This window comes from Citrobacter sp. Cu231 (assembly GCF_030332265.1).
Taxonomy (GTDB): Bacteria; Pseudomonadota; Gammaproteobacteria; order Enterobacterales; family Enterobacteriaceae; genus Citrobacter; species Citrobacter meridianamericanus.
In genome coordinates this window covers 106,680-131,937 of sequence record NZ_JAOWIE010000041.1, presented here as the reverse complement: position 1 = coordinate 131,937, position 25,258 = coordinate 106,680, and the positions used below count along the sequence as shown (strand labels likewise).

General features: G+C 50.8%; 26 protein-coding genes and 1 riboswitch. Of the genes, 14 read left to right on the top strand and 12 right to left on the bottom strand.

The window, feature by feature from the left end; all coding sequences use genetic code 11:
- Positions 1–16: 16 nt before the first annotated feature.
- The 3 genes from proQ to htpX all read left to right on the top strand — a co-directional run bounded on the left by proQ (position 17) and on the right by htpX (position 3,846).
- The gene (gene proQ, locus OGY15_RS15060) at positions 17–703 is read left to right on the top strand and encodes an RNA chaperone ProQ (protein WP_003833781.1); all 687 of its coding nucleotides are present in this window, start codon (positions 17–19) and stop codon (positions 701–703) included.
- A 19-nt stretch (positions 704–722) separates the two neighbouring features.
- The gene (gene prc / locus OGY15_RS15055; protein WP_286539855.1) at positions 723–2,771 is read left to right on the top strand and encodes a carboxy terminal-processing peptidase; all 2,049 of its coding nucleotides are present in this window, start codon (positions 723–725) and stop codon (positions 2,769–2,771) included.
- A gap of 193 nt (positions 2,772–2,964) precedes the next feature.
- Entirely contained in the window at positions 2,965–3,846 is an 882-nt protein-coding gene (htpX, locus tag OGY15_RS15050; RefSeq protein WP_003034964.1) for a protease HtpX, read from the top strand.
- Positions 3,847–3,891: 45 nt separating this feature from the next.
- On the opposite strand, the gene OGY15_RS15045 is transcribed toward htpX, so the two are convergent.
- The gene (locus OGY15_RS15045; protein ID WP_187252288.1) at positions 3,892–5,265 is read right to left on the bottom strand and encodes an MFS transporter; all 1,374 of its coding nucleotides are present in this window, start codon (positions 5,263–5,265) and stop codon (positions 3,892–3,894) included.
- Between the two features lie 175 nt (positions 5,266–5,440).
- On the opposite strand from OGY15_RS15045, the gene kdgR reads away from it, so the two are divergent.
- Positions 5,441–6,232: a DNA-binding transcriptional regulator KdgR gene (gene kdgR / locus OGY15_RS15040; RefSeq protein WP_003833778.1), complete on the top strand. Its 792-nt coding sequence runs from the start codon at positions 5,441–5,443 to the stop codon at positions 6,230–6,232.
- Between the two features lie 111 nt (positions 6,233–6,343).
- Here kdgR and OGY15_RS15035 read toward each other — a convergent pair whose 3' ends face one another.
- The gene (locus OGY15_RS15035) at positions 6,344–6,583 is read right to left on the bottom strand and encodes a YobH family protein (protein ID WP_003841988.1); all 240 of its coding nucleotides are present in this window, start codon (positions 6,581–6,583) and stop codon (positions 6,344–6,346) included.
- 164 nt (positions 6,584–6,747) lie between these two features.
- On the opposite strand from OGY15_RS15035, the gene mgrB reads away from it, so the two are divergent.
- The 6 genes from mgrB to rlmA all read left to right on the top strand — a co-directional run bounded on the left by mgrB (position 6,748) and on the right by rlmA (position 11,088).
- Positions 6,748–6,891: a PhoP/PhoQ regulatory lipoprotein MgrB gene (mgrB, locus tag OGY15_RS15030; protein ID WP_151219467.1), complete on the top strand. Its 144-nt coding sequence runs from the start codon at positions 6,748–6,750 to the stop codon at positions 6,889–6,891.
- Between the two features lie 74 nt (positions 6,892–6,965).
- Positions 6,966–7,250: a YebO family protein gene (locus tag OGY15_RS15025; protein WP_151219466.1), complete on the top strand. Its 285-nt coding sequence runs from the start codon at positions 6,966–6,968 to the stop codon at positions 7,248–7,250.
- A gap of 634 nt (positions 7,251–7,884) precedes the next feature.
- Positions 7,885–8,028 (top strand): DUF2627 domain-containing protein, encoded by a 144-nt coding sequence (locus OGY15_RS15020; RefSeq protein ID WP_151219465.1) that lies wholly within the window; start codon positions 7,885–7,887, stop codon positions 8,026–8,028.
- Between the two features lie 12 nt (positions 8,029–8,040).
- Positions 8,041–8,250: a transcription antiterminator/RNA stability regulator CspE gene (gene cspE, locus OGY15_RS15015; protein WP_001062678.1), complete on the top strand. Its 210-nt coding sequence runs from the start codon at positions 8,041–8,043 to the stop codon at positions 8,248–8,250.
- A gap of 219 nt (positions 8,251–8,469) precedes the next feature.
- Positions 8,470–10,215: a peptidoglycan DD-transpeptidase FtsI2/PBP3(PARA) gene (ftsI2, locus tag OGY15_RS15010; protein ID WP_187252289.1), complete on the top strand. Its 1,746-nt coding sequence runs from the start codon at positions 8,470–8,472 to the stop codon at positions 10,213–10,215.
- Between the two features lie 63 nt (positions 10,216–10,278).
- Complete coding sequence (rlmA, locus tag OGY15_RS15005) at positions 10,279–11,088, top strand: 23S rRNA (guanine(745)-N(1))-methyltransferase (RefSeq protein ID WP_286539847.1); 810 nt, start codon at positions 10,279–10,281, stop codon at positions 11,086–11,088.
- Here the strand turns inward: rlmA and mntP are convergent.
- The 5 genes from mntP to manX form a co-directional block, all read right to left on the bottom strand.
- On the bottom strand, positions 11,085–11,651 hold the full coding sequence (gene mntP, locus OGY15_RS15000; RefSeq protein WP_151219462.1) for a manganese efflux pump MntP: 567 nt from the start codon (positions 11,649–11,651) through the stop codon (positions 11,085–11,087). The two genes, rlmA and mntP, sit on opposite strands and share 4 nt — an antisense overlap.
- A 130-nt stretch (positions 11,652–11,781) precedes the next feature.
- Positions 11,782–11,886, bottom strand: a riboswitch (yybP-ykoY riboswitch).
- Between the two features lie 197 nt (positions 11,887–12,083).
- Positions 12,084–12,542: a DUF986 family protein gene (locus OGY15_RS14995; RefSeq protein ID WP_286539844.1), complete on the bottom strand. Its 459-nt coding sequence runs from the start codon at positions 12,540–12,542 to the stop codon at positions 12,084–12,086.
- A gap of 60 nt (positions 12,543–12,602) precedes the next feature.
- Positions 12,603–13,454, bottom strand: coding sequence for a PTS mannose transporter subunit IID (locus OGY15_RS14990; RefSeq protein WP_151219461.1), 852 nt, complete (start codon positions 13,452–13,454; stop codon positions 12,603–12,605).
- 12 nt (positions 13,455–13,466) lie between these two features.
- Positions 13,467–14,267 carry a PTS mannose transporter subunit IIC gene (gene manY / locus OGY15_RS14985; protein WP_151219460.1) on the bottom strand — a complete coding sequence of 267 codons (801 nt, stop codon included), beginning with the start codon at positions 14,265–14,267 and terminating at the stop codon, positions 13,467–13,469.
- Positions 14,268–14,328: 61 nt separating this feature from the next.
- Positions 14,329–15,294, bottom strand: a complete 966-nt coding sequence (gene manX / locus OGY15_RS14980; protein WP_187252293.1) for a PTS mannose transporter subunit IIAB — start codon at positions 15,292–15,294, stop codon at positions 14,329–14,331.
- A 262-nt stretch (positions 15,295–15,556) separates the two neighbouring features.
- On the opposite strand from manX, the gene OGY15_RS24845 reads away from it, so the two are divergent.
- Together OGY15_RS24845 and yoaE are read left to right on the top strand one after the other, a co-directional pair.
- A complete protein-coding gene (locus OGY15_RS24845) occupies positions 15,557–15,766 on the top strand; it encodes a protein YoaL (RefSeq protein WP_373276875.1) in 210 nt (69 codons plus the stop codon).
- Positions 15,754–17,313 (top strand): CNNM family cation transport protein YoaE, encoded by a 1,560-nt coding sequence (gene yoaE, locus OGY15_RS14975; protein WP_151219459.1) that lies wholly within the window; start codon positions 15,754–15,756, stop codon positions 17,311–17,313. Before OGY15_RS24845 ends, yoaE begins: the two co-directional genes overlap by 13 nt.
- A gap of 6 nt (positions 17,314–17,319) precedes the next feature.
- Here the strand turns inward: yoaE and pdeD are convergent, their stop codons facing one another.
- The 4 genes from pdeD to pabB form a co-directional block, all read right to left on the bottom strand.
- The gene (gene pdeD, locus OGY15_RS14970) at positions 17,320–18,921 is read right to left on the bottom strand and encodes a cyclic di-3',5'-guanosine monophosphate phosphodiesterase PdeD (protein ID WP_151219458.1); all 1,602 of its coding nucleotides are present in this window, start codon (positions 18,919–18,921) and stop codon (positions 17,320–17,322) included.
- A gap of 130 nt (positions 18,922–19,051) precedes the next feature.
- Positions 19,052–20,416: an L-serine ammonia-lyase gene (gene sdaA, locus OGY15_RS14965; RefSeq protein WP_003833765.1), complete on the bottom strand. Its 1,365-nt coding sequence runs from the start codon at positions 20,414–20,416 to the stop codon at positions 19,052–19,054.
- 183 nt (positions 20,417–20,599) lie between these two features.
- Positions 20,600–21,178 (bottom strand): CoA pyrophosphatase, encoded by a 579-nt coding sequence (locus OGY15_RS14960; RefSeq protein ID WP_151219457.1) that lies wholly within the window; start codon positions 21,176–21,178, stop codon positions 20,600–20,602.
- Positions 21,179–21,181: 3 nt separating this feature from the next.
- Entirely contained in the window at positions 21,182–22,543 is a 1,362-nt protein-coding gene (gene pabB / locus OGY15_RS14955; RefSeq protein WP_210905190.1) for an aminodeoxychorismate synthase component 1, read from the bottom strand.
- 83 nt (positions 22,544–22,626) lie between these two features.
- Between pabB and OGY15_RS14950 the strand changes: the two genes are divergently transcribed.
- Complete coding sequence (locus OGY15_RS14950; protein ID WP_003020986.1) at positions 22,627–22,806, top strand: YoaH family protein; 180 nt, start codon at positions 22,627–22,629, stop codon at positions 22,804–22,806.
- A 6-nt stretch (positions 22,807–22,812) separates the two neighbouring features.
- Here OGY15_RS14950 and OGY15_RS14945 read toward each other — a convergent pair whose 3' ends face one another.
- Entirely contained in the window at positions 22,813–23,157 is a 345-nt protein-coding gene (locus OGY15_RS14945; RefSeq protein ID WP_151219456.1) for a RidA family protein, read from the bottom strand.
- Positions 23,158–23,298: 141 nt separating this feature from the next.
- On the opposite strand from OGY15_RS14945, the gene yoaA reads away from it, so the two are divergent.
- Positions 23,299–25,209 (top strand): DNA repair helicase YoaA, encoded by a 1,911-nt coding sequence (gene yoaA / locus OGY15_RS14940; RefSeq protein WP_286539837.1) that lies wholly within the window; start codon positions 23,299–23,301, stop codon positions 25,207–25,209.
- Positions 25,210–25,258 lie beyond the last annotated feature (49 nt).

The window sequence follows — 25,258 nt, the reverse complement described above, 5'->3', positions numbered from 1 at the left end:
GTAATCAGGAAATTTCATGGAAAATCAACCTAAGTTGAATAGCAGTAAAGAAGTCATCGCGTTTCTGGCCGAACGCTTCCCGCAGTGCTTTAGTGCGGAAGGCGAAGCGCGCCCACTGAAAATTGGCATTTTTCAGGATCTGGTAGAGCGTGTTGAGGGCGAAATGAACCTCAGCAAGACACAGCTCCGTTCAGCCTTACGTCTCTATACTTCAAGCTGGCGCTATCTGTATGGCGTTAAATTGGGCGCAACGCGTGTGGATCTCGACGGCAACCCTTGTGGTGAGCTGGATGAACAGCACGTGGAACATGCTCGCAAACAGCTGGAAGAAGCTAAAGCCCGCGTTCAGGCGCAACGCGCTGAACAACAGGCGAAAAAACGCGAAGCGGCCGCTGCTGCCGGGGAAAAAGAAGACGCACCGCGTCGCGAGCGCAAGCCGCGTCCTGCTCCGCGTCGTAAAGAAGGTGCTGAGCGTAAACCTCGCGCTGAAAAACCAGCAGCAAAAGCACCGCGTGCTCCTCGTGAAGAACAGCATACCCCGGTATCTGATATTTCAGTGCTGACGGTAGGGCAGTCTCTGAAGGTGAAAGCAGGAAATAATGCGATGGATGCCACCGTATTAGAAATCACCAAAGATGGCGTCCGTGTACAGCTGAATTCGGGTATGTCTTTGATTGTACGCGCAGAACACCTGGTGTTCTGAAACGGAGGCCAGGCCTGGCATGAACACTTTTTTTAGGCTTACTGCGTTAGCTGGTCTGCTTGCATTAGCAGGCCAGGCACTTGCTGTGGAAGACATCACGCGTGCCGATCAAATCCCCGTCTTAAAGGAAGAAACCCAGCATGCGACGGTAAGTGAGCGTGTTACATCGCGTTTTACGCGTTCACACTATCGTCAGTTCGATCTGGATCAGGCGTTTTCGGCGAAAATTTTTGACCGCTATTTGAATCTGCTCGACTACAGCCACAACGTGCTGTTGGCGAGCGATATCGAACAGTTTGCAAAGAAGAAAACGGTTCTTGGCGATGAATTGCGTAGCGGCAAGCTGGATGTCTTTTACGACCTCTATAATCTGGCGCAAAAACGCCGATTTGAACGTTATCAGTACGCATTAAGCGTGCTGGCACGGCCAATGGATTTTACCGGTACCGACACGTTTAACCTCGACCGGAGCAAAGCTCCGTGGCCAAAGAGCGAAGCAGAGCTTAACGCGCTGTGGGACAGCAAGGTTAAATTTGACGAACTCAGCCTGAAGCTGACCGGTAAAACCGATGCGGAAATTCGTGAAACGCTGACTCGCCGCTACAAGTCTGCGATTCGCCGTCTGGCGCAGACCAATAGCGAAGATGTTTTTTCTCTGGCGATGACGGCTTTTGCCCGTGAAATCGACCCGCATACTAACTATCTCTCTCCACGCAATACTGAACAGTTCAATACTGAAATGAGCCTGTCTCTGGAAGGTATTGGCGCGGTTCTGCAAATGGATGATGACTACACCGTCATCAATTCCATGGTGGCGGGTGGCCCTGCAGCCAAGAGCAAAGCGATAAGCGTTGGTGACCGTATTGTCGGCGTGGGTCAGACCGGTAAAGGCATGGTCGACGTGATTGGCTGGCGTCTGGATGACGTGGTGGCACTGATCAAAGGACCGAAAGGCAGCAAAGTGCGCCTTGAAATCCTGCCTGCTGGTAAGGGTACCAAAACGCGCATCGTAACGTTAACGCGTGAACGTATTCGTCTCGAAGACCGCGCTGTGAAAATGTCCGTGAAAACCGTTGGCAAAGAAAAGGTCGGCGTACTGGATATTCCCGGCTTTTATGTTGGCCTGACGGATGACGTCAAAGTTCAGCTGCAGAAGCTGGAAAAACAGAACGTCAGCAGCGTCATTATCGATCTGCGTACCAATGGTGGCGGCGCGCTGACTGAAGCAGTTTCGCTTTCCGGTCTGTTCATTCCATCCGGTCCGGTTGTTCAGGTTCGTGACAATAACGGTAAAGTGCGTGAGGACAGCGATACCGACGGCGTCGTGTATTACAAAGGCCCGCTGGTGGTGTTAGTCGATCGTTTCAGTGCTTCGGCATCAGAAATTTTTGCTGCGGCAATGCAGGATTATGGTCGTGCGCTCATTGTCGGTGAACCGACCTTCGGGAAAGGTACCGTCCAGCAATATCGCTCCCTGAACCGTATTTACGATCAGATGCTGCGTCCGGAATGGCCGGCGTTGGGCTCTGTTCAGTATACGATCCAGAAATTCTACCGTGTCAACGGTGGCAGTACGCAGCGTAAGGGCGTTACGCCGGATATCATCATGCCGACAGGTAATGAAGAAACAGAAACCGGTGAGAAGTTTGAAGATAACGCGTTGCCGTGGGATAGCATTGATGCTGCGACCTACACCAAATCAGAGAATCTGACGCCGTTTGGACCTGAATTGTTGAAAGAGCACAATGCGCGTATCGCCAACGATCCTGAGTTCCAGTACATCATGAAGGATATTGCGCGTTTCAATGCGATGAAGGATAAGCGCAACATCGCTTCTCTGAATTACGCTCAGCGTGAAAAAGAGAATAACGAAGATGACGCAATGCGTCTGGCGCGTATCAACGATCGGTTTAAGCGTGAAGGCAAACCGCCTTTGAAGAAACTGGACGATCTGCCGAAGGATTACCAGGAGCCGGATCCGTACCTGGATGAAACGGTAAAAATCGCGCTTGATCTGGCGCATCTTGAGAAAGAGAAGCCAGCGGAACAGCCCGCAACCAGTCAATAACCTCAAACAGGCACAAGAAATTGTGCCTGTTTTTTTTAACAAGCGCATGAAGACGTCAGTCTGATACGATAAAATGTAAAGTTGTGTTTTTCTGGTGACTTAGCACCGATGGATGCTTGAAAATAGCCGTAAGACCCATACGATATGGGTAATCGCATAGTGCGTTTTGTTAAATTGAGGTTAAAAGAAAATTATGATGCGAATCGCGCTCTTCCTGCTGACGAACCTGGCTGTGATGGTCGTTTTCGGGCTGGTATTGAGCCTGACAGGGATTCAGTCAAGCAGCGTTCAAGGCTTGTTGATCATGGCACTGCTGTTTGGTTTTGGTGGTTCCTTCATTTCTCTGCTGATGTCCAAATGGATGGCGTTAAAATCCGTCGGTGGGGAAGTGATCGAACAGCCCCGCAATGAAAGAGAACGCTGGTTGATGAATACGGTAGCGAATCAGGCCCGTCAGGCCGGGATCGCAATGCCGCAGGTTGCAATCTACCATGCGCCAGATATTAACGCATTTGCTACCGGTGCGCGCCGGGATGCTTCGCTGGTGGCTGTGAGTACTGGCCTGTTGCAAAACATGAGCCCTGATGAAGCCGAAGCCGTTATCGCGCATGAGATCAGCCACATTGCCAATGGTGATATGGTGACCATGACGCTCATTCAGGGGGTTGTAAACACCTTCGTTATCTTTATCTCACGTATTCTGGCGCAAATTGCCGCTGGCTTTATGGGTGGAAACCGTGATGAGGGTGAGGGTAGCAACGGTAACCCGTTGATCTACTTTGCGGTGGCGACGGTGCTGGAACTGGTGTTTGGTATTCTGGCGAGCATCATTACCATGTGGTTCTCACGTCATCGTGAATTCCATGCGGATGCCGGTTCTGCAAAATTGGTAGGGCGTGAGAAAATGATCGCCGCGCTGCAGCGTCTGAAAACCAGCTATGAGCCGCAGGAAGCGACCAGCATGATGGCGTTTTGCATCAACGGCAAATCCAAGTCGTTGAGTGAGCTGTTTATGACTCACCCGCCGTTGGATAAACGTATTGAAGCGCTGCGCAGCGGAGAATATCTGAAATAATCTGCAGCAGACTAACTGAAGAGCGCGTCGACAGACGCGCTTTTTTTATGCCTGAATTCGCGGTTGCGTAATACGCAGGCCGCTCACGATGGCTGCCAGCGAGGCCAGAATGCCAGCTGTTATCAGCGAGACGTGCGTTCCGCTGTCACCGAATTGGTTGAGCATTAGTGCGACCAGCGCGGCCCCTGTACTTTGACCTAGTAAGCGCGCCGTCCCCAGCATACCGCTTGCCCCACCGCTGCGCTCACGCGGCGCGGAGGTGATGATAGTGTGGTTGTTCGGTGACTGAAACAAGCCAAAGCCCGCGCCGCACAAAATCATTGGCCAGATGATATTAAAATCAGAGGGCGAAGTGGGTAGCAGTACCAGCGAAAACAAACCGCTCGCCATCACTGCCATGCCCAGCGCACCCAATAGTCCGGCGTGAACGCGTTCAATCAGATATCCCGCGAGAGGAGCCATCACCATGGTTGCCAGTGGCCATGGCGTCAACAGCAGACCCGTTTCGACTTCGCTGCGCCCGAGTACCGTTTGCATAAAAAAGGGCAAGGAAACTAATGCCAGCATTTGCGCGCTGAAAGAACAGATTGAGGTACAAATCGAGAGTGAAAACAGCGGAATGCGTAGCAGATCAACCGGCAATAAGGGTACTGGCAAGGCGAGCTGACGGCGGATAAAGAAAAAACCTACAACGATCAGTGCCACAATCTCAGCACCAATAAGTTTTAGCGACTGTCCTTGTGCAAAACCGCTGAGGGCGGTGATCAGCAAACCAAACGTTAAGGCATTCATCACTGCACTCGGCAGGTCAAAGCGTGGTTTATTGCTGCGGGACGCATTGGGGGGTAAAAAGCGCATAGCCAGCAGCAGTGCGATTATTCCCAACGGGACGTTAATCAGAAACAGCCATTTCCACGAGGCGATAGAGAGAATTGCCGCGGCAATAGTTGGACCCGCTGCCGAGGAGACCGCAACAATAAAGGAGTTAATACCCATCCCACGCCCAAGCTGATGCTGTGGGTAAATGAGTCGGATCAATGCCGTATTCACGCTCATTAGCGCCGCGCCGCCAAAACCCTGGGCGATGCGCGCCAGCGTCAGCATATGTAACGAATCAGACAAGGCACAGAATAGCGATGCCAGCAAGAACACGACCAGACCACACTTATAAATGCGTCGGTAACCAAACATATCGCCTAAAAAAGAGAGTGACAGAAGCGAAACGACGATAGCAATTTGATAGGCGTTCACGATCCATATTGAGCTTGCTGGTGAGGCCTGAAGATCGGCGGCGATAGTTGGCAGGGCTACGTTTGCTATTGCGCCGTCGAGTACTGCCATAGAAATCCCAATTACAATGGTTAAAATTGCGCCATATCGCTGGGGCAATGGCAGACCATCGGCCTGAATTTTTTCCATAGAAAATCAATATTGTCGGTATTTATGAAGAGGATAATGATTTTAGCATTGATATTCAGGCGTTAGGTCGCAGATTTGTAACTAAGTAAGCAAAGAGCGATTGCGAGTGGGGGGACGTGAAATTATAATAAAAACCGGTTCTGATTTTTATAAAACACTCGCAATGAGGTGGTAAATGGCTATCGCAGATCTGGATAAGCAACCCGATTCTGTATCTTCCGTGCTGAAAGTTTTTGGCATTCTGCAGGCGCTGGGTGAAGAGCGCGAGATTGGTATTACCGAGTTGTCGCAACGCGTCATGATGTCGAAAAGCACCGTTTATCGCTTTTTGCAGACCATGAAAACGCTGGGTTATGTGGCACAAGAAGGAGAGTCTGAGAAATACTCTCTGACCCTGAAATTATTCGAGCTAGGCGCGCGCGCGTTGCAAAACGTTGATCTTATCCGTAGCGCTGACATTCAGATGCGCGAACTTTCACGCCTGACCAAAGAGACAGTTCACCTCGGTGCGCTGGATGAAGACAGCATCGTCTACATTCATAAAATCGATTCCATGTACAATCTGCGCATGTATTCTCGCGTTGGTCGTCGTAATCCGCTATACAGTACAGCTATTGGTAAAGTTCTGCTGGCATGGCGTGACCGCGATGAAGTGAAGCAGATTCTGGATGGTATTGAGTACAAACGCAGCACCGATCGTACCATTACGAATACCGATGAATTACTGGTACTGCTGGATAAAGTACGTGAGCAAGGTTATGGCGAAGATAACGAAGAACAGGAAGAAGGCCTGCGTTGCATCGGCGTACCAGTGTTTGACCGTTTCGGCGTGGTTATTGCGGGCCTGAGTATTTCATTCCCAACGCTGCGTTTCTCTGAAGAACGTTTACACGAGTATGTGGCAATGCTGCATACGGCGGCGCGCAAGATTTCAGAACAAATGGGCTATAACGACTATCCGTTCTGAACTGACGTCATCGCTAATGACAAAACCCCTGGTATTTTGTACCAGGGGTTTTTTATGAAAAATTATAACGTGAGTTGGCAAAAATAACGTTGTGAACGAATTGTTGCTATATTAGCCGTTGTCGATAATAACCGTGCTTTTCCTTAACAGAGGACAATCCGACAGGCCAATGATACCGCTATCAGTGTGGACGTACTGTGCGGTGCTGGTGCCGCGAGCGGTCAGATATTGGCATTGCAGGCCCAGACCCGCAGCATTCTCCTTACTTCCAATCAAGATACCGTAGCCGCTCAGTAATAAACCGATCCAAACCAGAGCTAACAACACAATAGCGCGGATAATCAGACGCATTACAACCTCTTATCTTTTTTCGTTGTTATTAGATTAGCCTGTACACGGTATGAAACAAGTCAATCATTCCTAAAAAGATTGAATGCCGATACAGTTAACGCTGGGTTTAGGTAACGCATGATAATTTATAGACATAAGATGTAGGATTGAAGAGTGGAGCTGGAGTGAAAAAGATTCGCTGGGTAGTGCTGATTGTTGTTGTACTGGTATGCATACTGATGTGGGCGCAGGTGCTCAACATCATGTGCGATCAGGACGTACAATTTTTCAGCGGTATTTGTGCCATTAATAAGTTTATTCCCTGGTAAGCGCATTTTCGCAACAGTTGATTACCTTCTTGTGCGGCAGTGGTAAACTATGCCGTCTACATTGAGGTGGTGAAATGAACGAAGTTTTGAATTCAGGCGCGTTGAGTTTTGCGTCTTTAGCGGTATCAGTGGTGGTTTTGATTGTCGGGCTTGTTCTATGGTTTTTCATCAATCGGGCAAGTTCGCGTACCAACGAGCAGATTGAGCTGCTTGAAGCATTGTTAGATCAGCAAAAAAGACAGAACGCTTTACTCCGTCGACTTTGTGAAGCTAACGAACCCGAGAAAGTAGCAGAGCCTGCTGCACTGACTGCCAGGCAAGAAGACGATGACATCATCCGCCTGGTAGCCGAGCGGTAAATAAGTATGACAGGGTGAGGTACTGCGGATGTTGCTTCCAGTTACTTCATCCTGTCTTAAGCGTGTCAGATTTTTTTCTTCTGTCCCCGACGTGTAATTAGCGGTGGACTGACATGGACTCCCAGTATTTTCAGAGACTCCGCCTAATTAATATCTTATCCCTGGCCTGATCTAAATATAATATCCCATACGTTAAAAATATGATTATGTCATTTTTGTGATAATGATCGTTTTATTAGCAGCGAAACGTTTCTCTTACTTTTTTTGTGCCTTGTCATCATTCTTTCATTATTTTGGTGCAAAACAAGAAGACGGATCCCATTTCTACGCTTGTGATATTTTATGCATTACTAAGCATAAAAAATGATATAGGGCAGAACCCGTTACAGATAACCTGGAACAACCGAAGCTATTGAGCTATGGTAGAAATGTCTCTGCAATGGTGCCAACCATGCGGGGTAAGGGGAGAGGCACGAGAATATATCTCTACTCGGCCTGGCGCATAACTGTGCAGTTGCTGTTTGATGAAAGACAGGATTTGTGCGACCGATCGAGACACGTTTAAAAATGGCTTGCCATTATTAACGTTGTATGTGATAACACGTTTTGGGTTAAACGAGGTACAGTTCTGTTTATGTGTGGCATTTTCAGTAAAGAAGTCCTGAGTAAACACGTTGACGTTGAATACCGCTTCTCTGCCGAACCTTATATTAGTGCCTCAAGCAGTAATGTCTCAGTTTTATCTATGTTACGCCCGCGGGCGAAGAAAATACTCTAAGGAATTTTGCAAATGGCAAAGATTAAAGGTCAAGTTAAGTGGTTCAACGAGTCTAAAGGTTTTGGTTTCATTACTCCGGCTGATGGCAGCAAAGACGTGTTTGTACACTTCTCCGCTATCCAGGGTAACGGCTTCAAAACTCTGGCTGAAGGCCAGAACGTTGAGTTCGAAATTCAGGACGGCCAGAAAGGTCCGGCTGCTGTTAACGTAACAGCTATCTGATCGACACCACTGATTTGAAGCGCTTTTGCGCCTCCATCTCAGATATAAAGCCTCGCTTCTGCGGGGCTTTTTAATTCAGATTACGTCAAAATATTACTGAATGCCCTTCCATTAGCGCTTTGTTGCAAAGGCGTGATGTTCGTAGCATAGTTTTCCCCGCATTCTTACGTCATTTCTCGTTAAATCAGACACCTGAAAAACTATCTTGCTGGAGATTGGGTGAAAAAGAAAAACGACGGCGATGCGCGCAATTTTACTCCCGTACGTTTTGCCCTGCTTTGCGTGGCAATATTATTGAGTCTTGGATTGCTGCTCGGTCGGGTTGCGTGGCTGCAAATAGTCACGCCGACGAATCTGGTAAAACAGGAAGACATGCGTTCGTTACGTGAAGTGTCGATTGCCTCTCCACGCGGAATGATCACCGACAGAGAAGGGCGGCCGCTGGCGGTAAGCGTTCCGGTTAACGCTGTCTGGGCCGATCCGAAGACGATTGTCAGCAAAGGTGGTGTTGGCTATAACGAACGCTGGCAGGCATTAGCTAAGACCCTGCATATTTCGCTCGCCACGCTGGCTGAACGTGTTAACAGCAATCCAACTGGCCGCTTTATCTATCTTGCGCGCCAGATCTCTCCTCAGCAGGCGCAGTGGATCGATGATCTTAATCTCCCGGGTATCAATTTGCGCGAAGAGTCGCGTCGATTCTATCCCGCCGGGCATGTTGCGGCCAATTTGATTGGCTTTACCAATATTGATGGTCAGGGAATTGAAGGCCTGGAGAAAAGCTTTAACAGCCAGTTGATGGGCAAACCTGGCTCCCGCCTGGTACGGAAAGATAAATTTGGCCATGTCATCGAAAATATCACCGAAGTGATGCCGGTGCCGGCGCACGAATTACAGCTCAGTATTGATGAACGTTTGCAGACAGTTACTGAAGATGCGCTGGACAATGCCGTAACATGGAATAAAGCGGAATCTGGAGCTGCGGTGTTGGTCAATATTGCCACCGGCGAAATACTCTCCATGGCAAGCTTTCCCGACTTCAATCCCAATAACCGTGATGGTGCGGTGCTGGATGATTTTCGCAACCGTGCAATTAGCGACACTTTTGAACCCGGTTCAACTGTTAAACCGCTGGTGATCATGACTGCACTGCAGCAAGGGATTGTGCAGCCTGATAGCGTCATTGATACACATCCTTTTAATCTGGATGGACATCGCATCCGCGATGTCGGGTTTTACCCTGAGTTATCGCTGACCGGGATTTTGCAGAAATCGAGCGATACCGGTGTATCACACCTCTCGCTGGCTATGCCGATCCAGAAACTACTGGATACCTATAAACGCTTTGGCTTTGGCGATCCTACCGGACTGGGGTTAACCGGGGAAAGTAGCGGTTTAATGCCGCAACGTCGCTACTGGAGCGATTTGGATCGGGCCACCTTTGCATTTGGCTACGGGCTAATGGTGACGCCGCTCCAGTTGGCGCATGTTTATGCCACCATCGGCAGTTTTGGTATTTACCGCCCCCTTTCTATTACGCGTATCGATCCGCCAGTAATAGGTACGCGGGTGATGCCGGAGGCGTTGGTTCACCAGGTTGAACATATGATGGAGAGCGTCGCGCTACCCGGCGGCGGGGGAACCAAAGCTGCGGTTAGAGATTATCGCGTAGCGGTTAAGACCGGAACGGCAAAGAAAATTGGTGATGACGGTAAATATGTCGACAAATACGTGGCTTATACGGCAGGCGTTGCGCCAGCGAGCGACCCAAAATTTGCGCTGGTAGTGGTGATTAATAACCCGCAAAACGGCGCTTACTACGGGGGAGCCGTTTCCGCGCCAGTGTTCAGTCAGATAATGGGCGATGTCCTGCGTCTGGAAAATGTAAAGCCAGATGGCATGCCGGCCAACTCCGATCATCTGGTGGTGATGCACGCCAGCAACGTAAACTCACCGTCGCTGTAAGTTATTTTCCCTGGGCGCAATTCGCGTTACACTTGCGCCCTTAAGTCACCTGCCGGAGTTGTCATGTCGTTTTCCTGTCCTCTTTGCCACCAGCCTCTTACTCAAGCGAATAACAGTTTTGTCTGTCCCGGGCGGCACCAGTTTGACGTGGCGAAAGAAGGGTATGTTAACTTACTGCCGGTTCAGCATAAGCGGTCGCGGGATCCAGGCGATAGCGCTGAAATGATGCAGGCGCGCCGGGCATTTCTTGATGCTGGCCACTATCAGCCGCTGCGCGATGCGATTGTGAATGTGCTTAAAGAGAAGTCGAATTCCGAAGATGCAGCGATCCTGGATATTGGCTGTGGGGAAGGGTATTACACCCATGCGTTTGCCGATGCGCTGGCGGGCTGTACAACCTTTGGTCTTGATGTCTCCAAAGCAGCAATTAAAGCTGCGGCGCGACGTTATCCTCAGGTGACCTTTTGTGTTGCCTCCAGCCACCGTCTGCCATTTGCCGACGAATCAATGGATGCCATCATCAGGATCTACGCCCCCTGCAAAGCACAGGAGCTGGCTCGCGTGGTTAAACCGGGTGGCTGGGTAATTACCGCCACGCCGGGCCCGCGTCATTTAATGGAGCTGAAAGGACTGATTTATGATGAGGTGCGGCTGCATGCGCCACACACTGAGCAGCTTGATGGTTTTGCCCTGCAACAGAGTATTGCACTGGGATATCAAATGCAGCTCAAAGGCAGTGAGGCTGTGGCATTGCTGCAGATGACGCCGTTCGCCTGGCGGGCAAAGCCGGAGGTGTGGGAAGCCTTAACGGGGAAAACACAGTTTGATTGCCAGACAGACTTTAGTATTCATGTCTGGCAGCGACTGAGTTAACCGTGAAAGTGTGCCCAGAGGATCTGGGCACCGATACCAATCAGTACCACCCCGCCCAAAATTTCAGCTCGTTTGCCCAGCATCGGGCCAATGAAACGACCGATCATCATGCCGAGTGTGGACATAATCAACGTGGCACAGCCGATGGCCAGCGCTGTGGCAATAATGTTGACCTGCAGGAAAGCCAGACCCACCCCGACGGCCATTGCGTCGAGACTGGTGGCGATGGCGGTGGTGACCAGCAGCCAGAAACCGTGACGGCGTTGCGGCTCTTCATCTTCATCACTGTTATCGCGAAAACCTTCGATTATCATTCGCCCACCTAAAAACATCAGCAGAATGAAGGCGATCCAGTGGTTCCACTCCAGCACAAATTTGCTGGCGAGCATCCCCATGCCCCAGCCAATCAATGGCGTGAGCGTTTCAACTGCGCCGAAAATAAGGCCAGTACGCAGTGCTTCAGAAAATTTGGGTTTATGCAGGGAGGCACCTTTGCCAATTGATGCAGCAAAAGCATCCATCGACATGCCGAAAGCGAGAAGAACGGTAGCGGTAAGATTCATAACAGCGTCCTGACCGGGGTATCCATAAAACACATCACTGCCCCCAGTAACCATGCATACAAGCTGGAATCACTGTAAATACAGCGCCATTCAAATATGCATTGCAGTTGATGTGCCTATGGTCTCGCCTGACTGAACCTGTAAGTTCAGTCCGTACGTGCCACGTTTTTCAACGAGTATGTTGACACGTACATTTCCGGAATCTGGAAATCGGCTACTCCCCAACGACGGGCGCAACCTTAACATATTTTTAGAATATAAAACAAGAAATGCAGAAATAATATTTCGACTCTAATTGAAAACGATTTTCATTTAGATTTATTTATAGATAAAACGTTAAAATTAATAACATTACTGATGATGAAATATAGCCTTAGCTATGTTTGTTTTTGCATTGATATATAAAAACATAGTTCAGGCTATATTCATAACTCATTGATTTGAAATTAAAAGTTTATATATGTTTTCGAGATCGTCTATATTTCGTACGCGAATAAGTAATCTTCGATGTTCTAATTGCATCACCAGTACACCGTCTTCAGATAAATTCATTTCTTTAATGCGATTATATTTAATCCAGACATTGGCGAAGAAAAAGCCTTTTTGCTTAAAGATGATTTTTGGCGTACGGATCCAGAACAGATACAACCCCATCAATATCAGTGCGCATAATAACCATGTGGTAAATTGCGCGCCGTGGCTGGTGATGTTGTTATAGATAAGAATAGCTACCAAGCCAAGGAAGATAACGCCGTCGACTCTGCTGCGAGGAAGCAGGACGACAGTAAGCAGAGTGGGGCCATTGCGTCGGGGCATGATGAACTGATCGTAAATGGCATACGCCAGCAGCGACAAGATAAAAAGAACCAGCACCAGGTCCGTGATAGTCATGAATCCTCAACCCTCTAAATAGAAAAACCGGGGGCAAGCCCCCGGTGATGTACAACAGTCTTACAGGCCGAGCAGGCCGACAGCGTAGCCCGCGATACCGATGACGAAGAAGCCAATGATGATCCACAGTGGGTTCACTTTCTTACGCAGCAGCCACATACAGGCGAACGTCAGCAGCAACGGAACCAGGCCCGGCATCAGCTGGTCAAGGATTGTCTGCACGGTGGTGACGCGAGTCTGGCCATCCTGACCGGTGATAGTGGAAACCACCAGCGGGATGTTGACGTGCGTCCATTTGTTAACCAATGCCCCCATGACAAACAGGCCGAGAATTGACGCCCCCTCAGTCAGTTTCTGCAGGAAGCCGCCGCCCATATCTTTAACGATATCGACACCTTTACGGTAGCCGTACGCCACTCCGTAATAAAGGGTCGCGAGACGTACCAGGTTAAACAGAACAAAGAAGAGCAATGGTCCAAGCAGGCTGCCGCTCATCGCGATACCTGCGCCGAGCGCGGCGAAGACCGGACGTACGGTACCCCAGAAGATCGGGTCACCCACGCCTGCCAGCGGCCCCATCAGACCAACTTTGATACCGTTGATAGCACCATCGTCAATCTCTGCACCGTTTGCACGTTGCTCCTCCATCGCCAACGTTACGCCCAGTACCGGGGCCGCTACGTACGGATGGGTGTTAAAGAATTCCAGATGACGCTTAATAGCTTGCTTTCGCGCGTCGTTGTTTTCCGGGTACAAACGGCGGATCGCCGGTATCATGGAGAAACAAAAACCCAGCGCCTGCATACGTTCGAAGTTCCATGAACCCTGAAACAGGTTAGAACGAAGGAACACGCCACGAATATCACTCTGGGTGAGTTTTTTCTCGGTGGTAGTTTTAGTCATATCAACCATTTCGCTCACCTGTTAGTCCAGTTCGTTATCGAGATCGTTATTGCCAGCTGCTTGCGCAGGTGCACCGGCTACGCGGTTATATTTCGGGCTCAACTGAATGTAGAGGATGGCCATTACTGCGCCAATCACACCCAGAGCAACCAGGTTGAAGTTAGTAAATGCCGCGGTGACGAAGCCGAGGTAGAAGAACGGCATCAGGTAGCCTGCGCGCATCATGTTGATGACCATTGCATAACCAACCACTACGATCATACCGCCTGCAATGTTCAGACCACCGGTAACAACTTCCGGAATGGCGTTCAACATGCCCTGAACTTCACTGGTACCGACGGAGATAGCCACGATTACCGCAGGGATTGCAACGCGCATTGCCTGAAGGAACAGGGAGGAGACGTGTATCCAGGATAGCGCCGTCAGGTTGCCGCTTTCGGCCGCCTTATCCGCCGCGTGCTGGAACGCTACGGTGATGGTACGAACGATAATGGTCAGAACCTGGCCTGCTGCTGCCAGAGGAATAGCCAGTGCGATACCCGCACCAATGCTTTGATGACCCGCGATGACCAGAACGGTAGAGATAATTGAGGCCAGTGCGGCATCAGGTGCAACCGCAGCACCGATGTTCATCCAGCCCAGGGCGATCATTTCCAGGGTACCACCGATGATAATACCGGTTTTCATATCCCCGAGAACGGCACCAATCAGCGTACAGGCCACCAACGGACGGTGGAACTGAAATTCATCGAGTACCGACTCCATACCCGCGATACATGCGACGATGAACACCAGCACAATCTGAAGAGTGGTAATCTCCATTGTACTTCTCCTATTGCTTATACAGACTTAAGTGTGAGAGCTAAAGATTCAACCAGAGCGTTTATTTTTCCGCTTTGGCAATCAGATCCATCATTTTCAGTTTCTGATCGGTGGAGACCTTACGGGCTTCCAGCTCAATACCACGCGCGTTTAATTTTTTAAACGCTTCGATATCTTTTTCATCAACAGAAATAGCGTTGTTTACCTGGGTTTTACCCTGATGGAAAGCCATACCACCAATGTTAACGGAGGTAATTTTCACGCCACCTTCAACGATACGTTCTACGTCGGTCGGGTTGGTGAACAACAACATCACACGCTCGCCTGCATATTTGGGGTTGTTGTAGACGCGGATCATTTTTGCGACATCAACCACATGTGCTGTTACACCCGGAGGTGCTACCTGAGTCAGCAGCGTTTTACGCACGGTATCGGCAGCAACTTCATCACTGACGACGATAATGCGTGTAACGTTGGTTTCTTTGGTCCAGCGCGTTGCCACCTGACCATGGATTAAACGGTCATCAATACGCGCCAGGCCGATCTGCATATAATCGTTCGGGCCCATCGGTTTGGCGGGCGCTGCTGCTTTTGGCGCAGCGACCGGAGCAGGAGCGGCTTTTTCCACCGGTTTTGCTTTCAACGCTTTCACGCCTTCGCTACCGGTTTCAACGGCCAGTGCCACTAATTCATCGAAGCTGGGGTTGTCATCACGCGCCATGAAGGTCTCAACCAGCATGGGAATGTTCACACCGGCGATGACTTCGTAATGCTCTTTATCGACGACAATGCGGCTCGCAGCGTTGAACGGGCTGCCTCCCCATGTGTCAACGAGAAACAGCACGCCTTTACTGGTATCGAGTTTTGCCAACTGAGCGTTGTACTTTTCGATCAGCGTTTCAGCATTTTCGCCTGGAACGAAATCGATCCAGCCGACGTTTTCCTGCTCGCCTAACAGCATTTCTGCTGTTTTAAGTAACTGCTCTGCAGCCCAACCATGTGTGCCTATAACAATAGCAATGGTCACTTGCTACCTCCTTTATTATCGTTAACACATCAACGTGAAGATGTATTTGAATCGTCGTCCGCAATCGAATCGATTCAGATAAGGGTTACAAAGAAAAGCTTATGATTTTCGTGAATTATTTTAGATATCGAAAAAAATATCTTATGTGATGAAGATCCGTAATTTAACTTCCGATGAAAAGAAATTTCGAAGGGCAAAATATCTCCGAAACAACTTATTGCAAAGGAAGGTAAATCTTTGCTAAAAACCGATTGTCTCTGTTATGTTTAGCATCTGTTTAATTACTCAGGAGTATAGGGCAGTAGCCCACCATATGGATCGTCACCGACGTCATTTCACCATCAGGCCGCGTTGCGCCTGTCAAATTGGCACTTTTTGCCACAAATTTTCTCTGCATATCGCTTTAACGCCTGAGATTCTCAGCGCGCAGTTTGGTCATTCCTTAAGCAGGAGCTTGTCATGGAATTATTAATGGACCCGCAGATTTGGGTGGGTTTGCTCACGCTTGTCGTTCTCGAAATTGTTCTGGGTATTGATAACCTGGTCTTCATTGCGATCCTGGCTGATAAGCTGCCGCCAAAACAGCGAGATAAAGCGCGATTAATCGGTCTGTCACTGGCGCTGATTATGCGTTTGGGCTTGTTGTCCGTCATTTCGTGGATGGTGACGCTAACTAAGCCGCTGTTCACGGTAATGGACTATGCGTTCTCGGGGCGCGATCTGATTATGCTGCTGGGGGGTATATTCCTCTTGTTCAAGGCTACGACAGAGCTGCATGAGCGGCTGGAAAACCGTGAACATGATACTGGCCAGACAAAAGGATATGCGAGTTTTTGGGTTGTTGTAACGCAGATTGTCATCCTCGATGCGGTGTTCTCGCTGGATGCCGTAATTACGGCGGTCGGTATGGTCAACCATCTGCCAGTGATGATGGCGGCGGTAGTGATTGCTATGGCCGTGATGCTGCTCGCTTCCAAGCCGCTGACACGATTTGTGAACCAACACCCGACGGTGGTGGTGCTGTGTCTGAGCTTCCTGTTAATGATCGGTCTGAGTCTGGTTGCCGAAGGGTTTGGCTTCCATATTCCGAAAGGCTATCTGTATGCGGCGATTGGCTTCTCAATCATCATTGAGCTGTTTAACCAGATTGCCCGTCGTAACTTTATTCGCCACCAGTCGGCGCTGCCGCTGCGCGCGCGCACTGCCGATGCAATCCTGCGTCTGATGGGCGGTAAACGTCAGGCCAGCGCACAGATGGAATCCGACAATCCGATGCCGGTTCCCGTACCGGAAGGCGCATTTGTGGAAGAAGAACGCTATATGATCAACGGCGTCCTTTCTTTGGCGTCGCGTTCATTACGCGGCATTATGACCCCGCGTGGCGAAATTAGCTGGGTTGATGCAGACCTGAGCGTGGCGGAAATTCGCGAGCAGTTGCTCTCTTCACCACACAGTCTGTTCCCGGTATGTCGTGGCGAACTGGATGAAATCATCGGGATCGTGCGTGCTAAAGAGCTGCTGGTGGCGCTGGAAGACGGTGTAGATGTGGCGGCCATTGCCTCTGCATCCCCGGCTATCGTCGTCCCGGAAACGCTGGACCCGATTAATTTGTTAGGCGTTCTGCGTCGCGCCCGCGGTAGTTTCGTCATCGTTACTAACGAGTTTGGCGTCGTGCAGGGTCTGGTGACGCCGCTGGACGTATTAGAAGCAATCGCCGGTGAATTCCCGGATGCCGATGAAACGCCTGAAATTATTGCTGATGCAGGCGGTTGGTTGGTGAAAGGGGGAACCGATCTGCATGCGTTGCAACAGGCGCTGGACGTGGATACGTTAGTGAATGAAGATGAAGACATTGCCACGGTGGCAGGTTTAGTCATTGCGGCTAACGGTCATATTCCACGCGTAGGTGATGTTATCGAGGTTGCACCGTTGAGCATCACGATTGTCGAAGCGAATGACTATCGTGTGGATTTAGTTCGCATTGTTAAAGAACAACCCGTTCACGACGAAGACGAGTAATCGGGTTTAGCGAAACGGCATGACGGGCATACTGTGTCGCCCGTTATGCCGGGTGGGCGGCGGCGTGCTGCCCGCCAGCCATTCAGGAAAATCGCGCAGCGGCATTGGCTTTGCATACAAAAAACCTTGCAATAATTGTACGCCATGTCGGCGTAAATGCTGCGCCTGTGCCTGTGTTTCAACGCCTTCCGCTACCAGTTCGATATTCAGTTTTTTCCCCAACGCGATAATGATGTCTGTGACGGTTGAGTTCACGGCGTCTGTTCCGATTGCCGAAGTAAATGATTTATCAATCTTCAGCACATCCGGCCGAAGTTTTTCCAGCCACGAGAGCGAGCTGTTGCCGGTGCCAAAATCATCAATCGCCAGTTTTACGCCAAGCCGATTTAACTCACGCACGATCCGATAATCCACATCAAGTAACGCATCGCGTTCGGTAAGTTCGATAACTAACTGTTGGATAGGGTGTTGGCTGAACCAATACTGGTTGAGATCTTTTAGCAGCATACCGTGACGAAAATGGCTGGCGGCGACATTAATCCCAACATGAAACTGGCTGCTCATCGGGAAGACGTGCCGCTGCTGAATGGTTTCTGCGATGACATGACGGGTCAATGGCACAATCAGATTGTGCTCTTCAGCGATGGGAATGAATACTTCGGGAGCAATCCAACCCTGGCGCGGGTTATTCCAGCGTAAAAGGATTTCCACTCCCGTACATTGCCGGGTTTGGGCATTAAGTAGTGGTTGGCAAAACAGCTCGAATTCGCGTGCGGCAAGGGCCAGATTTATCTCCCTGGAGAAGCTCATTCTGCTGGCAGTCGCCAGCCATGCCAAGTACCCCACTAATAAACTCAGGATCACCGCCAGCGGCAGTTGTGTTGGCAGATGTTTGATAGCCAGTTCGCTAGCGCCTGGACCGGTGATGCTGATGGTATAGGGGAAATGTTGCGATGAGAGCTGGTAGCGTTTTTCATTATTCAGTTCAGGGAGCGTATCAACAACACCTTGTCCATAGAGCAAATGGCGATTACCGACGGTTAAGCTGGCATTAGTAATGTACGGCGGTTGAGGTTCAAGCAGCATGGACGACAATAAATCAATATTCACGATTTCCAGCACACCATCTTCGCCATCGGCAGATGAGGGATACCACTGCGTCAGAATCGGGCTGCCCTTAATCAACGAATGGTCGGTAGTCAGCAGCAGTTGTGGCTCCCGGCTGGGTAATTCAGGCTCCAGTTGACGAACTGGCACATTGCGATAACCAAAAATGCTGGAGCAATAGAGGATCCCGCGTTGAATCAGATTAATAGAACGCACTGTCTGTAGTCTGGCGGCGTGCTTACTCAGGGGTAAACGCGCTACTGAGCAGGGAAGTCCAATCAACGGCAGCAGCACATCGCGTCCGGCCTGTAAGGGTAAAAGCACGTCATCCAATTCTTCAACGGCGTGGTTGGCAAAGGTAAGGATATTGCGATGATTTAAATTACGCTCCGAAATAAATCGGACAGCTAATGTAAGGATGAGCGTCAGTAGTGCACAAACAGTGCAGACGATTAAGCGATTCCGGCGATAGTTTTTAATGATCCGTTGTGCTGTTTGCATGCGGGCTGCCCGATAAGCCGTTGGTCACAGAAGCCAACAGCAACAGAGCAAGTGTAGTGGGGAAAATTACAGTAGACGAGGGTGAGGGGGTAAATTCGCCCATCCGTCGCAGATGGGCGAAAATTAAGTATTAGTCACATTGGACTTTGATTGCCAGACCACCACGTGATGTTTCGCGGTATTTGGCGTTCATGTCTTTACCTGTTTCGTACATAGTTTCAATGACTTTATCCAGCGAGACACGCGGCGCGCTGGTGCGGCGCATTGCCATACGCGCAGCGTTGATCGCCTTCACGGAAGCAATGGCGTTACGTTCAATGCACGGAACCTGTACCTGACCGGCAACTGGATCACAGGTTAAGCCGAGATTATGCTCCATGCCGATTTCGGCAGCTACACAGACCTGCTCAGGGCTTGCGCCTAACAGTTCAGCCAGACCCGCGGCAGCCATGGAGCAGGCTACGCCAACTTCCCCCTGGCAACCCACTTCAGCACCGGAGATTGACGCATTCATTTTGTACAACGCGCCAATCGCGCCGGCAGCCAGGAAATAACGGGTATAGATATCCGGGCTGACGGACTCGATGAAATGATCGTAATAGGCCAGTACTGCAGGCACGATACCGCAAGCACCGTTGGTTGGTGCAGTTACAACGCGACCACCTGCGGCGTTTTCTTCGTTAACTGCCAACGCGAACATGTTCACCCAGTCGATCACGTTCATCGGATCGTTGGAGAGCTTATCGCTGGAAACCAGCATACGACGCAGGGCGGAAGCACGGCGTGGAACGCGCAGCGGACCCGGCAGCACGCCTTCAGTGTTCATGCCGCGATCAATACAAGCCTGCATGGTCTGCCAGACGTGGCCAAAGTACTCTTCAATCTCTTTTTTACTGTGCAGCGCGAGTTCGTTCTGCATCGCCATGCCAGAGAGAGACAGGCCGGTGCTGTTGCAGTATTCCAGCATTTCAGTAGCGGATTTGAACGGATAAGGCACGCTGACCTCGCCCGCGGCATCCTGACCAAAATGTTCTTCATCAACGATGAATCCACCGCCGATTGAGTAGTAAGTTTTGCTGTAAATGACGGTTTCGCCATTGTAAGCATGGATCTGCATCCCGTTTTCATGCAGCGGCAGGTTGCCGTTGTGAAAACGCATCCCGTCATTCTGCGGGAAATCCACTTCGTGCTGACCCTGCGCAAGCAGCAGACGTCCACGCGTTTCTACGTCGCGGATAAATCCGGGGATGCTGTCAATATCCACGGTAGCAGGCTCATTGCCCGCCAGACCCATAATAATGGCGATATCGGTGTGGTGACCTTTACCCGTGAGCGACAGTGAACCATACACGTCGACGGCGACACGAGTAACGCTGTCCAGTAATCCTTTTTCGACCAGGTCATCGACGAACTGTTTACCCGCCTTCATAGGCCCTACGGTATGGGAAGATGAGGGACCAATCCCCACCTTAAACATGTCGAATAGACTAATCACGATAATACTCCTACAGGGCGACTGGGGTTTCCAGTAACGATGTTATAACTGCGCATAGTGTAAGAGGGAACGCGGCGATCGGCTTAACTATTCACATGAATTAAACTAATAGATAACCGCGGTTTTGCTAATGTTGTGACCTGAATTTCAAGTTGTCTATGGAGTGCGTAAAGATAAGTATAGTCATGGCTTGACGCCAATTTGCAGCGCCAGCTCACGAATTATTCCGGCGGTCATTCCCCAGACAAAATATTGTTCATACCAGGAAAGCCAAACACGATGTGAATCGCCGCGACGGTAGATATCCAACGGGTGATAACGTCCTAAATGCAGGGCCTGCGCCAGCGGCATTTCGAACACCGCAGACACTTCATCCTCACTGGCGCGATACGGTAAATTTGGCGGGATAATACCTACCACTGGCGTGACCTGGAATCCGGTAACGCTGTCGACCGGTGGCAGCACGCCAATCACCTCAACGCAAGAAGGTGGGATCGCCACTTCTTCCTGCGCTTCACGAAGGGCGGCGGCAATCAATGAGGCATCGCTACTATCCACCGCACCGCCGGGAAAGGCGACTTGTCCGGCGTGCTTGCGCAGGTGAACGGATCGCTGGGTTAACAGTAATCCCGGTTGTGCACGACGCACGACAGGGATCAGTACGGCAGCCTGGCGCTGGTTTAACGCGGCATGATTGACCTGCGGGCGCAGGAGTTGGAAGCGCGATAAAAAGTCATCAAGCGTCAGGTTGCTGTATTCCACGTCTCAGTTCTCCAGTTGGTGCAAAATACGATTCACTTTATCAAACGTTTCCTGATACTCCGCGTCTTCCTGACTGTCTGCCACAATACCACCGCCTGCGGAGCAATAAATTTTTCCGTTTGTGGCCGTCAGCGTGCGAATGGTGATACTGGTATCCATATTGCCGCAAAAGCTCAGATAACCAATGCTGCCGCACCAGGCGTTGCGTCTTTGCGGCTCCAGTTCGTCGATAATTTCCATCGCCCTCACTTTCGGCGCGCCGGTGATGGAGCCGCCAGGGAAGGCGGCGCGAAGCAGGTCGGTGGCATGCAATGACTCTGGCAAGCGCGCGGTAATAGTGCTGACCAGATGATGAACGGCAGGGAAAGGTTCGACCACAAACAGCTGCGGAACCTGTACCGAACCCGGTGTGGCAACGCGACCAATATCGTTACGCATCAAATCAACGATCATCAGGTTTTCCGCGCGATCTTTCGGTGAATTTGCCAGTCGCTGGGCCTGCTCACGATCGGCGTTGATATCTTCAAGCCTTGGCAGCGTACCTTTAATCGGACGCGTCTGGATGTGCTGGTTCTCCAGCAGAATAAAACGTTCTGGTGAAAGGCTGAGGATTGCGCCTTCCTCAAGACGAATAAACGCGCTAAACGGGGCGCGGTTGGCGTGATTGAGTTTGACGAATGCCTGCCACTCATCGCCCTGATAATGCGCCTGAAACCGCTGGGCAAGGTTGACTTGATAACAGTCGCCGCTGTGAAGGTATCCCTGCACCTGGCGGAATTTCTCGCCGTACTGAACGCGGCTCATATTGGACTGCCATGCCGAGGTCAATGTAAATGACTCGCTGGTTGGCGGTTGTTGTGCATCGAGCCATTTCAGCCGCGCATCGACATCGGTATGGCTAAGCAGAGACACAGTCTGCAACTGATGATCGACAATCAGTGCCCAGTCGTAAATGCCTATCGCCATATCCGGCAGCGCAATATCGCATTCGGCAATAGAGGGCAGTGATTCAAAGCGTCGGCCAAGATCGTAGCCAAACAGACCTAACGCCCCGCCCTGAAAGGGCAGGTCCGGGTGATAATCTGGATGAATCTTGCGTGCGTTGAGCACGGAGTGTAATACCGTCATCGGATCATCATGCGTGCGCACGAAGGTGCGTCCGTCCTGCACAACGGTCTCCTCAGCCAGCGTAACCAACGTAGCGATGGGATCCGCCACCAGAATATCAAAGCGGTTATGTGGATGGTCGGCATGACCAGAATGCAACAGCATCGCCCAGGGCAGATGGCTTAAGGTCGAAAAATAGCGTTCAGCGGCGTCCTGACGCCAGGGTAATGTGATTATTGCGGGAGATAACGTCTTCATCAGTCCTGACTCGTTGCTACTCTACTGGCTAACTGCCCGGTAGCATGAAATAATAAGCGCAGACAATTTAGCAGGAGTTAACAATGTTTGCAGGTTTACCTTCACTCAGTCATGAGCAGCAGCAAAAAGCAGTAGAGCGCATTCAGGAACTGATGTCGCAAGGGATGAGCAGCGGACAAGCTATTGCTCTGGTCGCTGAAGAGTTACGCGCCAGTCACACCGGCGAACGGATCGTGGCGCGTTTTGAAGATGAAGATGAGTAACGCCGCTTATACCGCAGCGATAATCTTGATCTCAACTTTGTATTTCGGGTTCATTAACCCGGCCTGAACGGTACAACGTACCGGCGCGTGACCCGCAACCACCCACGCGTCCCAGGCTTTGTTCATGGCAGCAAAATCACTTTTGTCTGCCAGGAATAGGGTGGCATCAAGGATACGTGACTTGTCGCTGCCCTGTTTTTCCAGCACCGCATCAATTTGCGTCAGCGTATTTGCCGTTTGCTCAAAAGCGTCTGCATCCAGATTCTCCGGCACGCCAGTGTAATACAGCGTGTTGTTGTGGATAACCACGTCGGACCAACGCGCTTCGGCATCAATGCGCACAATCGTCATAAATCATTCCTCATTTACGTTTTTTCATAATGGCTTTGGGGTGCGCCAAGACTGCCATAATGTTGTGCCCACGTCACCTCTTCAACTGGCGAAAGACCCGCTGGCCTGACATAATCCCTGTTCAAATGAACAGGGGGCAGTGTGACGGACGATTTTGCAGCAGACGGTCAGTTAGCTAAAGCGATACCAGGTTTTAAACCGCGTGAACCACAGCGGCAGATGGCCTTCGCCGTCAGTCATGCTATCGAAAAATCACAGCCGCTGGTTGTTGAAGCCGGAACCGGAACGGGTAAAACCTATGCCTATCTTGCCCCTGCACTACGCGCCGGAAAGAAGGTGATTGTCTCCACAGGCTCGAAAGCGTTGCAGGATCAGCTATACAGCCGCGATTTACCCACCGTGGCAAAAGCCCTGGCGTTCACCGGAAAACTGGCGTTGCTGAAAGGGCGTTCAAACTATCTGTGCCTTGAGCGTCTCGAACAACAGGCGCTGGCAGGCGGTGATCTGCCGGTACAAACCTTAAGTGACGTCATTTTGCTACGCTCGTGGTCAAATCAAACCCTTGATGGCGACATCAGCACCTGCGTCAGCGTGGCGGAAGATTCTCAGGCCTGGCCGCTGGTGACCAGCACAAACGATAATTGTCTTGGTAGCGACTGTCCGCTATATAAAGAGTGCTTTGTCGTTAAAGCGCGCAAGAAGGCGATGGAAGCGGATGTCGTTGTGGTGAACCATCATCTGTTTCTCGCTGATATGGTGGTGAAAGAGAGTGGGTTTGGCGAACTGATCCCGGAAGCAGAGGTGATGATCTTCGATGAAGCGCACCAGTTACCGGATATCGCCAGTCAGTACTTTGGTCAGTCGCTTTCCAGTCGCCAGCTGCTGGATCTGGCGAAAGACATCACCATTGCCTATCGCACCGAGCTGAAAGACACTCAGCAGTTGCAAAAATGCGCCGACCGACTGGCGCAAAGCGCTCAGGACTTCCGCTTGCAGTTGGGCGAACCGGGCTATCGCGGAAACCTGCGGGAACTGCTGGCCGACCAGCGCGTGCAGCGCGCATTTCTGTTGCTCGATGACACGATTGAGCTGTGTTATGACGTGGCGAAACTGTCTCTCGGACGTTCGGCCTTGCTGGATGCCGCGTTTGAACGTGCCACGCTTTACCGTGCTCGGCTGAAGCGTCTGAAAGAGATCAACCTGCCGGGCTTCAGCTACTGGTATGAATGTACCTCCCGTCATTTCACTCTCGCGCTGACGCCGCTCACGGTGGCGGATAAATTCAAAGAAGTGATGGAGCAAAAACCGGGGTGCTGGATTTTTACCTCCGCGACGCTGTCGGTAAACGATGATCTCCATCATTTCACCGCGCGGCTGGGTATTAACGATGCCGAGTCGATGCTGTTGCCGAGTCCTTTTGATTATACCCGCCAGGCGCTGCTGTGCGTGCCGCGTAATCTCCCGCAAACTAACCAGCCGGGGGCTGCGCGGCAGTTGGCGTCCATGCTGCGTCCCATTATCGAGGCGAACAACGGTCGCTGTTTTATGCTGTGTACTTCACACGCGATGATGCGCGATCTGGCGGAACAATTCCGCGCCACCATGACGCTTCCCGTGTTGCTGCAGGGGGAAACCAGTAAAGGGCAACTGTTACAGCAGTTTGTCAGCGCAGGTAATGCGTTACTGGTTGCCACCAGCAGCTTCTGGGAAGGGGTAGACGTGCGTGGCGATACGCTATCGCTGGTGATTATCGATAAACTGCCGTTCACCTCACCGGATGACCCGCTGTTAAAGGCGCGAATGGAAGACTGCCGATTGCGCGGTGGCGATCCGTTTGAAGACGTTCAGTTGCCGGATGCGGTCATCACCCTGAAACAGGGCGTGGGGCGTCTGATTCGTGACGCTGACGATCGTGGTGTACTGGTGATTTGCGACAATCGTCTGGTGATGCGGCCTTACGGTGCCACTTTCCTTGCGAGCCTTCCGCCTGCACCGCGTACACGTGATATTGCTCGCGCTGTTCGCTTTCTTGCCGTACCAACGACTGAGTAATTTGTTACGGAGTGTGGTAAGATGCGCGCCAAATTTATTGATTTGATCA

Bases quoted from the DNA above. Each gene is read 5' to 3' on its own strand.
- proQ (WP_003833781.1), top strand. From the start codon at position 17: ATGGAAAATCAACCTAAGTTGAATAGCAGTAAAGAAGTCATCGCGTTT.
- prc (WP_286539855.1), top strand. From the start codon at position 723: ATGAACACTTTTTTTAGGCTTACTGCGTTAGCTGGTCTGCTTGCATTA.
- htpX (WP_003034964.1), top strand. From the start codon at position 2,965: ATGATGCGAATCGCGCTCTTCCTGCTGACGAACCTGGCTGTGATGGTC.
- OGY15_RS15045 (WP_187252288.1), bottom strand. From the start codon at position 5,265: ATGGAAAAAATTCAGGCCGATGGTCTGCCATTGCCCCAGCGATATGGC.
- kdgR (WP_003833778.1), top strand. From the start codon at position 5,441: ATGGCTATCGCAGATCTGGATAAGCAACCCGATTCTGTATCTTCCGTG.
- OGY15_RS15035 (WP_003841988.1), bottom strand. From the start codon at position 6,583: ATGCGTCTGATTATCCGCGCTATTGTGTTGTTAGCTCTGGTTTGGATC.
- OGY15_RS15025 (WP_151219466.1), top strand. From the start codon at position 6,966: ATGAACGAAGTTTTGAATTCAGGCGCGTTGAGTTTTGCGTCTTTAGCG.
- OGY15_RS15020 (WP_151219465.1), top strand. From the start codon at position 7,885: ATGTGTGGCATTTTCAGTAAAGAAGTCCTGAGTAAACACGTTGACGTT.
- cspE (WP_001062678.1), top strand. From the start codon at position 8,041: ATGGCAAAGATTAAAGGTCAAGTTAAGTGGTTCAACGAGTCTAAAGGT.
- rlmA (WP_286539847.1), top strand. From the start codon at position 10,279: ATGTCGTTTTCCTGTCCTCTTTGCCACCAGCCTCTTACTCAAGCGAAT.
- mntP (WP_151219462.1), bottom strand. From the start codon at position 11,651: ATGAATCTTACCGCTACCGTTCTTCTCGCTTTCGGCATGTCGATGGAT.
- OGY15_RS14995 (WP_286539844.1), bottom strand. From the start codon at position 12,542: ATGACTATCACGGACCTGGTGCTGGTTCTTTTTATCTTGTCGCTGCTG.
- OGY15_RS14990 (WP_151219461.1), bottom strand. From the start codon at position 13,454: ATGGTTGATATGACTAAAACTACCACCGAGAAAAAACTCACCCAGAGT.
- manY (WP_151219460.1), bottom strand. From the start codon at position 14,267: ATGGAGATTACCACTCTTCAGATTGTGCTGGTGTTCATCGTCGCATGT.
- OGY15_RS24845 (WP_373276875.1), top strand. From the start codon at position 15,557: ATGTTTAGCATCTGTTTAATTACTCAGGAGTATAGGGCAGTAGCCCAC.
- yoaE (WP_151219459.1), top strand. From the start codon at position 15,754: ATGGAATTATTAATGGACCCGCAGATTTGGGTGGGTTTGCTCACGCTT.
- pdeD (WP_151219458.1), bottom strand. From the start codon at position 18,921: ATGCAAACAGCACAACGGATCATTAAAAACTATCGCCGGAATCGCTTA.
- pabB (WP_210905190.1), bottom strand. From the start codon at position 22,543: ATGAAGACGTTATCTCCCGCAATAATCACATTACCCTGGCGTCAGGAC.
- OGY15_RS14950 (WP_003020986.1), top strand. From the start codon at position 22,627: ATGTTTGCAGGTTTACCTTCACTCAGTCATGAGCAGCAGCAAAAAGCA.
- OGY15_RS14945 (WP_151219456.1), bottom strand. From the start codon at position 23,157: ATGACGATTGTGCGCATTGATGCCGAAGCGCGTTGGTCCGACGTGGTT.